The sequence below is a fragment of the Spiroplasma tabanidicola genome (assembly GCF_009730595.1).
GTDB classification, from domain to species: domain Bacteria; phylum Bacillota_I; class Bacilli_A; order Mycoplasmatales; family Mycoplasmataceae; genus Spiroplasma_A; species Spiroplasma_A tabanidicola.
Map to the genome: position 1 here is coordinate 1,227,363 of NZ_CP046276.1, position 14,359 is coordinate 1,241,721.

Consider the following 14,359-nt stretch of genomic DNA (forward strand, 5'->3'; position numbering starts at 1 on the left):
TTCGGTCCTCCTATTTATTTAATTTGCTTCAATCACCAGTTACTTTTAAAAGATTTTCATCTTTCTGTCCTCCCTGTTGATATTTACTGTCTGCAATATTAATTGCCGGTCTTTGCGCAAATGTTGTAGCCATATCTCTCAATTTTCCATTGACTTCGTCATAGCTTCTTGGGTCTAGTGCTACATTCTTTGCCACTAAACTTGAGTTGTTTGTATCAAAATGATTTATAAAACTATTGTTTTGATTTTGTTTGTATTGTAATTCATTGTTTTCGACAAGGATTGCAGGATTGAATCCAACCCTTCCTCCTTGTCTTTCTAAACGCTCTTCTTCTTCTAATCTTTCTCTCTCTTTAAGCTCTTGTTCTTTTCGTTTTAAATTTAAATCTATTCGAATTCTAATGCTTTTATCAATTCCTGAATCATATTCTTCTTTTTGAACTTGATCTTCTTCTTCAATTTTTAAACTACTTGGAAATCCAAAACTTACATTTGATTGAGATTGATTTATCATTGGTTGATTTATTGGTAAATCAAATCCAGGGTAAGTCGGTATAGAAGAGTGGTTTTGATTGTTGTTTGAATAATGATTTTCCATATTTAAGTTCATTTCACCCAAAGGTGATTTTAGTGATGAACTAACTAAATTATCTCTAGGTTGATTTATATTTTGATCAAAACTTGTTTGTTGGTTTTGTGTAAAACTACTTAAATTATTTTCGTTTGGTATCCCAAATGCATGTTCGCTGGGAAATTTTAATAAATCATCACTTGAAAAGTTATAAGTATCAGTTGTATTTACAAAATCATTTTGCTCAAATAATGGTGGTTCAACTTGATTGTTAAATACTTTTGCTTTATGAGTTTCATTTTCAAAAATAGCTATTTCAACTAAATGATTTATTTTTTTCAATAATTCACTATCTTTAAAGTCTTTTAAAATGTGAGCACTTATGTCAAATACAAATTTAATTGGTTTTACTTTATGCAGTATTTTGTATAAAAAGCTTAAACTTTCATAAATTTTTATTTCATCCAATTTTTCAAAACCTTTTAATACTACAAAGATTGATTTATCCAATAACTTATATCCATTTAATAATGATTTGAACTCACTTTTTATTGAACCAATTGGATCAAATATATCCATTTCCTCAATAATATCATCAACATCAGAACCTGTTTTTCCATATTCTGTCGCCACTAAAAACAATGAACATTTTTCTCATAATACTCTTTTATCTTCTAAATCAACTTCTGGAAGTGAGCTTATAAGTTGTTTTAATAAAAATAAGTAGGGTGTTCCATATAAGAAAACTTCTTCAAGTTCAATCTCTTCAATTTTATCCATATCAATTAAATCAACAAAATCTTCAGACAGTTTCTTAGAACCATTTTCTACTAGTCCATAAAATTGTTTTTTCAAACTATTTTTTTCAACATTTTCAATTAAATCTTTAAACATTAAGCAAGCTACTTTTGGATCAATAAATCTATTTTTTTCTATTTCTTGAGATTCAAAAGTTAATGGTTTAATATTATTTTTTTGATAACTATTTTTAAAAGTTTGCTCATCAAAGTCAGATGATAAAATACTTTTTATGGGTCCAGGTAGGTCTTTTTCAAAATCATTGTTATTTTGGTTAAACGTTTCTTTGCTTTGATTTGGTATGTCCATTGGTTGAGTCATATTTGGTTGATTAAAACTTGGCATTTCCATTGGTTGAGTCATATTTGGTTGATTAAAACTTGGCATTTCCATTGGTTGTTGTGCAAAACTTTGTGTAACACTTGGTTGTGCAAAACTTGGTTTTGGTATGTCCATTGGTTGAGGCATATTTGGTTGATTAAAACTTTGCATTTCCATTGGTTGTTGTGCAAAACTTTGTGTAACACTTGGTTGTGCAAAACTTGGTTTTGGTATGTCCATTGGTTGAGGCATATTTGGTTGATTAAAACTTGGCATTTCCATTGGTTGTTGTGCAAAACTTTGTGTAACACTTGGTTTTGGTATGTCTATTGGTTGAGGCATATTTGGTTGATTAAAACTTGGCATTTCCATTGGTTGTTGTGCAAAACTTTGTGTAACACTTGGTTGTGGAAAACTTGGTTTTGGTATGTCTATTGGTTGAGGCATATTTGGTTGATTAAAACTTGGCATTTCCATTGGTTGTTGTGCAAAACTTTGTGTAACACTTGGTTGTGCAAAACTTGGTAAGTGTTCATTTAAATGGTTTGTATTAAAATTATTTAAAATGCTTTGATCACTTGTAAGTGGTAATTCAGATATATTTGGAATATTAATTTTTTTGCTTTCATTTTCAAAGCTTGTAATAGTATTATCTGTGCTTGAAATAGGTTCATTTGAAGTGATTGACATCCCAAATGGAGGAATATTTTTGTTTTTTTGTTCTCCAATTAGACTTTTGATAAAAGAAGGCATAATTCCTTTTTCTTGAGTCAACCCCATTTGTGCCCCTAATCTTGCATATTTTTCACGTTCTTTTTCAGCTTCTAATTTTGCTTTTTCTTCATCTTCTCTTTTTTTACGCATTCTTTCAAACGGGTTTACATACATAGAAATACCTCCTTTTTAACACTTTAATTATAGCACAAAAAATGTAAAAAAGTTGTATAAATTGTTGCAATAGCAATTATACTTTGGTATTATATATTCTATCTTTTTATAGATTTACTAGTAAAATCAAGGATTTTTGAAGGTTTTGCATCTAAAAAATCTGTATAAAAACAATTCTTTTTTCCTATAAAATTTTCAAGTTCTGTTTGATTTGATAAAAATTTTTCATTTGAAATATTTACACTTGTTGAAAAAATAGGACCTACATTTTCAATTATTTCACAAATATCTTTTCTTTTAACTAAACGAATTGCATATGTTTCATTAGCAAACTCTTTTTTAAAAATAGCAGTTGTTGGTTGATCATCTTTTAAAACTTTTATTATTTCTTCATTTAAGTCAATAAACTTGCTAGCTTGATCTAAGCTGGAAACTAAAATTATTAATGGTTTATCTAAAGAACTATTTTTCTTTTTATTTATTTTAATTCTATTTTCTTCACTAACTAAAGCACTTAATCCATATATAGTGTCTGTTGGTAATATTATTATTTCATTACTTTTCAAAAGCTTAATTGCTAATTCTTTTTGTAAAGGACTTAAAAGCATTTTATATACCCCTTTTAATAAAATTGTAGCATAAAAGAAACATTACCAAAAAAACTCCTTATAAGGAATTTTTTTTGCTATTGTTTTGCAAGTTGTTATTCTGTGAAGAATCTATAAACTTTGCTTTTTTAATTACATCTCTCATTTTAGATACTAATATAATATTAACTGTTAAAGTCACGCATAAAGAAATTATAATTTCACAAGTAAATTGATTTCCTGATAATCATGGATATGAAATCTCATTATTTAAAAAGTTAGTATTTAAAAATGGTATTCTATCAACATAATTTGCAATTGAGCTTACTAAATCTTTTTCTTTTCATACATCAATTAGTCGATTTATTTCATGATTTGAATAAGAATTTATTCCTATAACAACTAATATTTCAATAAACATGCATAAAAATTGAGATATAAAAAATGTTCTTGTAGTTTCAATTCGTTTCACATAAATAATTGCAAACACACAAATTGTTGCTAGTAAAAATGAAGATGCAACAATTGGTAAATGAACAACTATAAAATAGGATAAATTTAAATCGCTAATCGCATTATAAAATTCTGTTGCTTGATCTTTTAACAAAGATGAAGCAATAAATGATCATTGCAGTATTGAAGACAATAATGAGTTTGAAGAAGACAAGTTTATAACAAAAGCAAACTGAGTTACAAAAATTATAGATGAGCTAATTAATAAAATTATACTTATATTTTTTTCTGAACTTAAACTTAATTTGCTAATTAATAATCCGATTTTACTTTCACCTAAGTTTTTTTTGACAACAGTTGCTTCTTCAGAACTTGATTTAGTTCTAGTTTTAAAATTATTATTGAACATTGAAAAATAAATAATGATCATAATAGTTTGAAATAGACAAACTCATCAAGAAAGAATATCTCCACTTCATTGAAAATTGTAATTATTTACATAATTGTTACTATATAAATCAATAATATTATTTAAAGTTTCATTATCTGTTTTATTCATTTGAGCAATATAACAATATAAGCTGTAAAAAAAAGAATAATTATATTCTGCTATTGTAAAAAGAGCACTTGATATTAATAACAAGGCAATAATCATAACTATGTAAATATGTAATAAATAACTTTTTTTAGCTTTTTTTCTATAAACAAATTTTGAACATAATATATTTATAAAAGCGATTAAAAGAAGTGATAAACCCATTCACATTGCTATTTCCATAAATAAAGGTGATGGAGCTGCTTTATAACCAAAAATATCATTAATCATTTGGTAATTTTTTACATATACTCTCATATTTGGATTACCATAATAAATACCTATAAATGTTATTGATGATAAAAATATTAAAAGAAAAACACCGCAAGCTATAACTGATTTTGCGGTTAAGTTATCTTTTTTGTCATGTATCAAATTTTTAGTCATAAGTCTCCTTATTTGTGATTTTAAAATATCTTCAGTGACCAGAATAATCTTTATTAAATTCTATTTTATATTTTACTCTATATTTTTCAAAATTTAATTCTAATTGCTCCTTTTGATTAAAACCAAACTCGCAAATAATTACTAAATTCTTATTAATTAAAAATAATCTATCTAAATCAGCAAATAATATATTATAAAATTTATATCCAAGTTGATCTGCAAATAATGCTAAACTGGGCTCATGTTTTAAAGTACTAGTACCAATGTTTTTATCATCAATTTCAATATAAGGTGGGTTAATTACTAAAAAGTCTGGAGTTAAATTGTTTTTAAATATAACATTTAAAAAATCTTCTTTATAAACTTTTGCTTCAATATTAAAGCGTTTTAAATTTTTTTTAGTAACTTTTAAACATTGTTTTGATATGTCTGATAAAAATAAATCTGCATTTTTATTTTTTAGTTTAATACTTATACCAATGCAACCAGAGCCACAACAAATATCAATTATAATTTTTTTAATTAAATCGTATTTTAATAACTCTTCAACTAGTAATTCACTTTCCGGTCTAGGAATTAAAACTTTTTTATTAACAAAAAAATCATTTTCAAAAAAGTATTTTTTCTTAGTTATATATTCTAAAGGATAATCTTTTTTTATTTTATTTAAATACTTATTAAATTTTTTAATTTCTGTTTTAGATAAAAAAATATCATACAAAAAAGTTTTTGAAGATATTTTTTTTATATGCATGATTAATTCTTCAAACTGGTTTTTTTGAATAATATTTTTGTTTTTTTCAAATAATTCTCTAGCTTGCATTTTCAATTTGATCAGCGATTAATTGTTTTTGAGCCTCATTAATTAACTCAACAATTATTTCGTCTATGTTTCCTTCCATAAATTGATCAAGTTTATTCAAAGATACATTTACTCTATGATCTGTCACTCTGTTTTGGGCATAATTATAAGTTCTTATCTTTTCACTTCTTGCTCCAGTACCAACAGCATTTTTTCTTAAACTTGCTGCTTCTGACTGTTGTTTTTCTAAAAGACTTTCATAAATTCTTGCTCTTAACATTGTCATTGCTTTGTCTTTATTATCATGTTGACTTCTTCCGTCTTGAGATGAAGAAACTATTCCTGTTGGAATATGAGTAATACGAACTGCTGAGTCAGTTGTGTTAATATGTTGACCTCCAGCTCCACTTGCTCTATAAGTATCTATTCTCAAGTCTGATGGTTTAATATCTATTTCAACATCACTAATTTCTGGTAATACCGCTACTGTTGCTGTTGAAGTTTGAATTCTTCCTTTTGATTCTGTTTTAGGAACTCTTTGAACTCTATGACTTCCTGATTCATATTTCATTTTTGAATATACTCCATCACCTTTTACCATAAATGAAATTTGACTAAATCCCCCAGCTGTTGATTCATATTGATCAAGAATATCTATTTTTCAGTTATTTTTTTCTGCATACTTTGTATACATTCTAAATAAATCTCCCGCAAAGATATTTGCCTCATCTCCTCCAGCAGCTCCTCTAATTTCAAAAATAACATTTTTATCATCGTTAGGATCTCTTGGTAAAAGCAACAGTTGTATTTCATCTTCTAATTTTTCAATTTGAGTTTGTGCTTCTTCAAGTTGCATTTTTGCAAGCTCTCTCATTTCAGGATCTTTTTCATTTGTCAAAACATCTTTTGCATCATCTAGTTCAGTTAAAACTTTTTTATACTCTAAATATTTATTTGCTTTATCTTCAAGAGTTGATCTTTCTTTATTTAGTTCTGTCATTAATTTGATATCTGAAATAATATTGTCTTTTAATAAATCTTCATCAATCTTTTCTACTCTTTTTAAAATTGTATCTAACGCTTCTATTGTTTTTTTATTCATAATAAAATTCCTTTTCTAATTTGGAGCAATGTAACAATGTCTACATCTTGCTTCATATTTGTCATATCCAGATATTTGAACTAAAGGTTCATCTAATTTTGCAGCCACTCCATTAACAATTCTTTGAGTTCTACTTGCATTTCCACCACATTCAAAACATATTGCATAAAGTTTATCAACATACTCTGCTATATATAAAAGTTTATCAACATTTTGAAATGGATCATTTCTATAATCTTTATCTAATCCACTTACTATAATTATTTTTCCTTGATTTGCAAAATCATCTAATATAGAAATTATATTTGTATCAAAAAATTGTACTTCATCAATTGCTAAAACATCAAAGTCGTGATCTTTATTTATAACTTCTAAAAGTTGCTCACTATTTGAAACAGAATATGCAGGAACTTTTATTCCTGAGTGAGAAACAACACTCTTTTCTGCATATCTTTTATCCATTTCAGGTTTAAAAACTAAAACTTTTTGTCTTGCATATTCATAACGTTTTATTCTTCTAATAAACTCTTCTGTTTTTCCAGCAAACATACAACCAGTTATTAATTCTATTCAACCTGTTTTACTTTTAGGATTTATTCTGTAACTCATATAATTTCCTCTTCAAAAACTTTTACGCTATAGTTTATTATCAAGTAATTTTTTTAAATCTTCAATCAAATTATCTACTTCTTTAAAATTATTTAGTTTTGCTCCACTTGCAAGTTTGTGTCCACCACCATTATACATTTTTGCTACTTTATTTACATCATAATCTCTTGATCTAATTGAAACTTTTATTTTGTCTGAAAGAATTGATTCATATGCAATAAATCAAATTGCTATTTCTTTTATATTTGACATTGTATATAAAGCTGATTTAACTTCTTCTTCGTGTAGGTTTAAATTTTCATGATCTGCATTTTCAATTTTTATAAAAGCAATTGGATATCCCATAACAAATTCAGCCTTTTGAAAAGCTTTATTCAATCATTTAACTGACTTTAAATTTTTCAAATATAATGAGTCATATATTTTTTTTATTTCAATTCCAAAACTTATTAAAAACATTGCAGCTTCAAATGTTTCATTGTTTGTTTTATCATACATAAAACGATTTGAATCTGTAATTAATCCATAGTACAAACCTTCTGCACCTTGCTTTGTAAGTGTAAAACTATTTTCTTTTGCTCATAAAGCAATTATTTGAGTACAAGCAATTGCTGACTCATCAACTAATTCTTCGTTTCCATAATTATCAACTTTAATATGATGATCAACTTTAAAAATTTCTTTTACTTCATTTTTATTTTGAAAGTCTAATCTTTCTAAATTTGCTGTATCAACAGTTATTAATAAAGATGATTTTATAATTTCGTCATTAAGTAGTTTTTCATCTTCAAAAATTTTTGTTTCGTCTCCAACAATATGTCCTACAATAAAAACATTTTTATTTTGAAAGTTATTCACAATTATATCTTTCATGCCAATAGCACTACCTTGTGCATCTCAATCTGGACTTTCATGTTTTGCAATTATTATGTTTTTATATTCTTTTATTTTATTCACTAATTTTTGTGAATCTTTTTTATTAAACATATTGCCTCCTATATAAATTTAAGTATTGAATCTTTTGTTAGATAAACTTTTATTTTTTCTTTTCCTTCATATTTATTAGGTGAATAAAAAAATAATTTTATACCATGTTTAGAATTAAACTCATAAACATTTTTATCTTTGAATGAATCTGTTAAATTTACAATTCCAGAAAATTCTATACAATCTCCTTGAGAATCTTTTTTTGTTGAAAAAATTTTTAAAGGATCAACAAGTAGTTGTCCTTTTTCATTTAGTTTTAAATTTTCTTCTTTTAATTTAAATTTTTCTTTTGCTATTTTTAAATTTTTACCATCATATGTATAAGCTAATCTATTTTTATTATGAAAAAAAGCACTTCCATATGTATTTCATTTTTCTTTTAATATTTTTGAAAAATTTGTTTCCTCAATTTTTGATTCTTGAACTAAATAAACTCTATCTTTTAATTTATAAATATTTTCTAAACTGTTTTCTAAAAATACTACACAAAATTTTTTGTTAACTTTTTTTAAGTTTTGTACAACTTCAACTAATTGATCACTTTCTTCACGTGATAATTTTTGAAACACATTGTAAAAAACTATGTTGTATTTCTTATTATAGATTGCTTCTAACAGCTGAAAGTAAACATTGTTAATAGAACTGAACTTAAATAAATTGTTTTTAATACTAAAGTTCATCTTTAAATCTTTTGCAGTTAAATCGATTCATTCATTTGCTTGAACAGATATTTTTTTTATAGCATCTTTATACTCTTGCTTACTTTTATTAAATTCTTTTTTATTTCCATCTTCAATTTTATTTTCCAAAACATATTTATGATACTTATGCATAACTTCAACTATTTTTCCTCTAATCATAGTTGACTCATCTAATAATGCTTCAAAAAACATTTTTTCTTGTTTTTTTCTAAATTCAAAACGTTGATCAATTGCAAGTTGTCTTCAATTAAACAATCCATCAACAGTTCTTATTTTTTTTATAAAAAAGTTTTCTAATTTTGTAATTTCAAATTTAATTTGGTTTTCTAAGCTTTTAATAATAAATCTATTTTTTGTAAGCTTTCTTTTTATTGTGCTAATTTTTAAATCTATAATTTTTAACTGTTTTCTGATAACAAAATTTTGTTGTTTAAAAGAAAGTTCTTTTGCTTTTTTCTTTATAGATTTATCTTTATTATTTTTTGCATTATACTCACAATTACATAAAGAATTTAAATCTATAAAAGAATAAACTTTATCTCAAAGACTTTGTAAAAAAGTTTGTAGTAATTCAAGATTGCTATTAGTTTCTTTTAAAAAATAATAATCTTTAATAATAATTTTAATGTGATCTGGGATTTCGTTATTATCGTTATCAATTTTTGTATCATTAAAATCAATAATATGATCTAAAAATTCTTTTAATCATTGTTCTTCTATTTCAATAGAGTTTTTGATAAACTTTTCAACCATTTCTTCAACTTTATCTCTCATCTCTAAATCAGTTTTATTGTTTTTAGAAGTTGCAAAAGAAAGATAAGTGTATTTAGAATTTATAAAGTTTATTTTTGCTTGACTATAAAAGTTCTTATTTAACAGTAAAGAATAGTATAGTCATAATTTTTCTGGTCATTTTCTTAAAAGTTTCACTCCTGGCTTTATAAGAGCTACTTTTTTACTAGTTCAGTTTTTATTAACTTTGTCATATCCATCAACTTTAAAATAACCACTTTTTACTAAATGTTTTCCTTGTAATATATTTTTGAAGTTTTTTAATAAATTTTTTTCACTTGAAATTACATTAATTATTTCTCCATCATTTAAATCAAAAGTAACATCTTGAGGAAGTACTTTTTTATTTAAAAACTTGGCATTTCTTATATAAAAACTCATATAGTACCTCCTTTGCTCTTTTTATTGTATAACAAAAACCCTAAAATAAATAAAACCTTATTAAACATATATAAGGTTGTTTGATAATAACAACATATAAATGCTAAAATAAATTAAAATTAAGCAAAGCTAAAAGCTTTATGTTGGAAAATCATAAGACTTAAAACGGTTAAAAAAACTAAAAATAAATTTAATAAAAAAAACTATAAAATGAAATTAATAGTAAAATTTAAATTATTAGAGAGAGGATATTTTATGGATGATTTTTTAAAAAGCACGAACAAAGAATGAAAAAACTTGATAAGTGAAATGATGAAATAAATAAAAGAAATGAAGAAACAAATAAAAAACAAAAAGAAGTTGGAAAAGAATCCTTAATATTATTAGAAAAGTGAGATTATATTGAACAAGAACTTAGAAGCATAGCTCATGATATTAATATGAAAATTAAAAGATTTTTAGATTCAGATAATCAAGATAGAGATTTTGATGCTTAAAAATAAAAAATTAATTAATGTTTTTTTAAGAATTTTAATTTAAAGTGATAGTACATTTAAAATTTAAAATAAATCATTTGTACTTGAAAATAGAAAATATATAATATAAAATATTCTTAATCAAATATAAATGGTTTGGGTTGGCAAAAGCCATTACACAGACAGGGTTGAAAAAACCCGAGGATAAAAAAGGAAACAATGTTTCCTTTTTTTGATTTATAGTGAGTTTGGTTAAAAATTACAAATAAAAGTTAAATTTATAAATAATTTAATTATTAAAAATATCTTGTATAATATTAATACTTCCAAAAAAAGGAAGAGATACAGGCCTAAGTATTTTTAGGTAGGGTGGCCCCTTTGAACATGATTTAAAGCACTTTTAGTGTTTTTTTTATTAAAAATCACTATAAAAAATTTAATTAATATATTTTTGCACTAAAATTAAAGAACAGTTTATATAATAAATTGTTAATGATCTAAATTTAAAATAAATTTAATAACAAAAAAACTATAAAATGAAATTAATAGTAAAATTTAAATTATTAGAGAAAGGATATTTTATGGATGATTTTTTAAAAGAGCATAAAAAATGAATGAAAAAAACAAATAAAAAAATTGAAGAAACAAATAAAAAATTTAATCAAGCTTTGAAATGAAATGAAGAAATAAATAAAAGAAGTGAAGAAACAAATAAATGAAATGAAGAAATAAATAAATGAAATGAAGAAATAAATAAAAGAAGTGAAGAAATAAATAAATGAAATGAAGAAATAAATAAAATAAGTGAAGAAACAAATAAAAAACAAAAAGAAGTTTGAAAAGAATCACTAATATTATTAGAAAAGTGAGATTATATCGAACAAGAACTTAAAGGCATAGCTTATGATATTAATATGAAAATTAAAAGATTTTTAGATTCAGAAGAAAACGAAAGAATTTTTGATGCTTAAAAATAAGAATTTATTAATTTTTATTTAAAGTGATAGTGACATTTAAAGTTTAATATAAATAATTTATACTGTCAATAACTAATCAATTTTTCCCAAAACTTTATTTTTAGAGTTTTTGTAAAATATTCAATTAGTATATTTTCATGGACTATTTGTTTTAATTTGCTTATGTGTTTTTTGTATATCATAAACACTTTTATCTTCATAAGCTTCTTTATAAGTGGAGTTTTGTTGAACTTCAATTAAAGGCATTCATTCACTAAAAGAGTTTGAATATAATTGCCCATCAAAAGTTTCTACTACAAAAATTTTTGTTTTATTTTTATAAAAGACTGGCTCGCCATTCGAATGTGGTAAATAAAATTTATTTTGGTATTTTATTGTAGAACCTTTATTAATAGTTCTTTCAAATCTTCTTGATAAATAAAAGTCAATGTTTTTATGTTCTTTAAAAATAGCAAAAGAGTTAATGATATTATTTAATTGAAGGGAAAACTGTGAATTATATTTTTTAATATATTCATTTAAAAATGAATTTGCTTCATTTATATTTGATATATTATTTTCTTTGAGTTCCTTTGGTAGGCGATCTTGAAGTGTATTTCACAACCTTTCAATACGGCCTTTTGTTTGAGGAACACTTGAAGTTGTTAGCTTTATTCCTAAGTTATGACATAAGAATCCGTATTGTGTTAAAGAGTCAGAGTGAAGATCTGACTCTTTTTCTTTTTGACTTCAAAATACAGTCCTTTTGTCAGTAAGTATCTCCTTTGGAACCCCATACTCCAATAAAACTTTTTTTGTTATATTGTAGTATCCCATAAGAGTTTCTTCTTTATCAAAATATAAAGCTAAAACTTTACCTGTTGCATCATCTATAAAACCATGTAAATACCATTTCTCATTATCAACTCAGTAGTGGACTGAAGCATCAGTTTGCAAGCGCTCACCAAACTCTGTTTTTCGATTCTGCATAGGATGAATATTTTCTATTGAAAGCAAAGTATTCAAATACTCTCGTTTCTCAAGTTTTTTAATATTTTCATTTTTTAATAAGTTAGTAATTTTTTGTTTAATCATTTTTTTAGTTACTTTATGAATTCTTGGTGAATATAAATTATTCTTTTTTAATAAATTGATTAAGTAAGTATATGAAACACTTATTTGATGGTTTGATAAAAGCTTTTCTAAAAAGTGTTTATAATTATATTCTTCATATTTATTAATGTACAAGTCAATAATTTGATCACTTATTTGATGTTTTATTTTTTTATTTGATATTCTTCCAGTATTTTTGTGGATAAATGCTGTGTAACCATACTTTTTATATTTGTTAATTAATAAGTTAACATTTCTTATTGTTTGACAGATTTTTATAGCTGCAGCTTTTTTAGATAGTTTTTCATCAATTACAGCTTTAATTATTTCCATTTTATTTTTTTCATTCATTTTTAAATATCTCCTCATATTTAAATCCCCCATTATAAATTATATATTTGGGAAATTTTTATTTGTTATATATAGGGAAAATATCATATGTTATTGACAATTTAAAGTTTAATATAAATAATTTATACTTGAAAATAGAAAATATATATTATAAAATATTCTTAATCAAATCTAAATGGTTTGGGTTGGCGAAAGCCATTACGAGGAAAGGGTCGAAATATACCCGATGATAAAAAAGGAAACTATGTTTCCTTTTTTTGATTCAAAATATACTTTTAAAGCTATAAGATATCTATTTAGATTCTATTATTTTCATTTAAAATATCAAAAAGGTCTTTTAATTAATATAAAGTTGATTAATATTAATTAAGTTTTTTTTAGTCTATAAATTACCTTAAAATATATTATTTTTTTATTAATTATAAAATATATCAAAAGCAAGTCTAAGGAAAGGGATATTTATGAAAGATTTTATAAATTTTTTAGAAAAATACATAAAAAGATTTAAAAAAAAATGTTGATAAAAGAGATAGACTTATAAAACTAGCAGCAGAGAATAAAAACTTAAATAAAAAAGTTGATTTATATGAAAAACAACTTAAAAATTATTTGATATTTGTAAAATAGGTGTGGAAAAAGCTGCATTATTAGCCACTGAAAAAAAGGATATAATAGAAAATGAAGAAATAAAACTTAAAGAAATGAAGGAAATAATAGCAATTTATGATGATAAATCTTATTTAGAAAATGAAGATTTTATAAAATTAACTAATCTACAAGACGAATACGAGATTGAGTTTAACGAACTAAGTGAAATTCAAGATATGTTTATTCATTTAGTAAAAGCTGCATTAGATAAAGCCATGAAGATTAGTGAAAAACTAGCAGAATGTGAGGTTAAATATAACAATAATATAAAAAACTTAAGGAAGCTCTTCCTCAGTATAACAAGGATTGAAGAATGATAAATGATAGATCTAGTCCTGTTCAAGAAGAAATATCTAAATTTATTGATAAGCATCTTAAAAAAGTTTTTGATAATTAAATATTAATTGAATAAAAAAATCTTAAATACAATTTAAGTATTCAAGATTTTTTTATAAAGATTTCGAAAAACTATTTAGACTTTGCAGACTTATTAGCTTTGTTAGCTTCTTTTTGTTTATTACTTGCTGCTTCTTTTTCGGCAACCTTAGCTTCTTTTTTAACAAATTTTTCTTTAAATTTTTCAACTCTTCCTTCTGCATTTGCAAAATTTTGTTTACCTGTGTAGAAAGGATGACAGTTTGAACAAGTATCTATTCTAACTTCTTCTCCTTTAGTTGAACCTGAAATAAATTCATTAGAGCATGTTGTACATACAAATTTAGCTTCGAAGTACTTTGGATGTATATCTGTTTTTGGCATATTTCCAACTCCTTTTTTAAAACCATATAATATAGGTCATACAAAAGTAATAATACCATATTTTTTAAATATATAGTAAATA

At 24.2% G+C, this 14,359-nt stretch carries 13 protein-coding genes; 3 read left to right on the forward strand and 10 right to left on the reverse strand.

Features of this window, described 5'->3' with window-relative positions:
• Positions 1–10 precede the first annotated feature (10 nt).
• The 8 genes from STABA_RS05550 to STABA_RS05585 all read right to left on the reverse strand — a co-directional run bounded on the left by STABA_RS05550 (position 11) and on the right by STABA_RS05585 (position 9,974).
• Complete coding sequence (locus STABA_RS05550) at positions 11–2,578, reverse strand: hypothetical protein (RefSeq protein WP_156007380.1); 2,568 nt, start codon at positions 2,576–2,578, stop codon at positions 11–13.
• Positions 2,579–2,676: 98 nt separating this feature from the next.
• Positions 2,677–3,186, reverse strand: a complete 510-nt coding sequence (locus STABA_RS05555) for a Sua5/YciO/YrdC/YwlC family protein (protein ID WP_156007382.1) — start codon at positions 3,184–3,186, stop codon at positions 2,677–2,679.
• A 58-nt stretch (positions 3,187–3,244) separates the two neighbouring features.
• On the reverse strand, positions 3,245–4,600 hold the full coding sequence (locus STABA_RS05560) for a hypothetical protein (protein ID WP_156007384.1): 1,356 nt from the start codon (positions 4,598–4,600) through the stop codon (positions 3,245–3,247).
• A complete protein-coding gene (gene prmC / locus STABA_RS05565; protein ID WP_156007386.1) occupies positions 4,593–5,423 on the reverse strand; it encodes a peptide chain release factor N(5)-glutamine methyltransferase in 831 nt (276 codons plus the stop codon). The genes STABA_RS05560 and prmC overlap by 8 nt, the downstream gene beginning before the upstream one ends.
• Positions 5,413–6,504: a peptide chain release factor 1 gene (prfA, locus tag STABA_RS05570; RefSeq protein WP_156007388.1), complete on the reverse strand. Its 1,092-nt coding sequence runs from the start codon at positions 6,502–6,504 to the stop codon at positions 5,413–5,415. Before prfA ends, prmC begins: the two co-directional genes overlap by 11 nt.
• Before the next feature lie 15 nt (positions 6,505–6,519).
• Positions 6,520–7,113, reverse strand: a complete 594-nt coding sequence (locus tag STABA_RS05575; RefSeq protein ID WP_156007390.1) for a thymidine kinase — start codon at positions 7,111–7,113, stop codon at positions 6,520–6,522.
• 27 nt (positions 7,114–7,140) lie between these two features.
• A complete protein-coding gene (locus STABA_RS05580) occupies positions 7,141–8,100 on the reverse strand; it encodes a DHH family phosphoesterase (protein ID WP_156007392.1) in 960 nt (319 codons plus the stop codon).
• Between the two features lie 8 nt (positions 8,101–8,108).
• On the reverse strand, positions 8,109–9,974 hold the full coding sequence (locus STABA_RS05585; protein WP_156007394.1) for a hypothetical protein: 1,866 nt from the start codon (positions 9,972–9,974) through the stop codon (positions 8,109–8,111).
• Between the two features lie 287 nt (positions 9,975–10,261).
• On the opposite strand from STABA_RS05585, the gene STABA_RS05590 reads away from it, so the two are divergent.
• Both STABA_RS05590 and STABA_RS05595 read left to right on the forward strand, forming a co-directional pair.
• The gene (locus tag STABA_RS05590) at positions 10,262–10,471 is read left to right on the forward strand and encodes a hypothetical protein (RefSeq protein WP_156007396.1); all 210 of its coding nucleotides are present in this window, start codon (positions 10,262–10,264) and stop codon (positions 10,469–10,471) included.
• Between the two features lie 560 nt (positions 10,472–11,031).
• Positions 11,032–11,421 (forward strand): hypothetical protein, encoded by a 390-nt coding sequence (locus STABA_RS05595; protein WP_156007398.1) that lies wholly within the window; start codon positions 11,032–11,034, stop codon positions 11,419–11,421.
• A 78-nt stretch (positions 11,422–11,499) separates the two neighbouring features.
• On the opposite strand, the gene STABA_RS05600 is transcribed toward STABA_RS05595, so the two are convergent.
• The gene (locus STABA_RS05600; protein WP_156007400.1) at positions 11,500–12,870 is read right to left on the reverse strand and encodes an ISNCY family transposase; all 1,371 of its coding nucleotides are present in this window, start codon (positions 12,868–12,870) and stop codon (positions 11,500–11,502) included.
• Between the two features lie 629 nt (positions 12,871–13,499).
• On the opposite strand from STABA_RS05600, the gene STABA_RS05605 reads away from it, so the two are divergent.
• Entirely contained in the window at positions 13,500–13,838 is a 339-nt protein-coding gene (locus tag STABA_RS05605; protein ID WP_156007402.1) for a hypothetical protein, read from the forward strand.
• 148 nt (positions 13,839–13,986) lie between these two features.
• Here the strand turns inward: STABA_RS05605 and rpmE are convergent, their stop codons facing one another.
• Positions 13,987–14,277: a 50S ribosomal protein L31 gene (rpmE, locus tag STABA_RS05610; protein WP_156007404.1), complete on the reverse strand. Its 291-nt coding sequence runs from the start codon at positions 14,275–14,277 to the stop codon at positions 13,987–13,989.
• Positions 14,278–14,359: the final 82 nt, after the last annotated feature.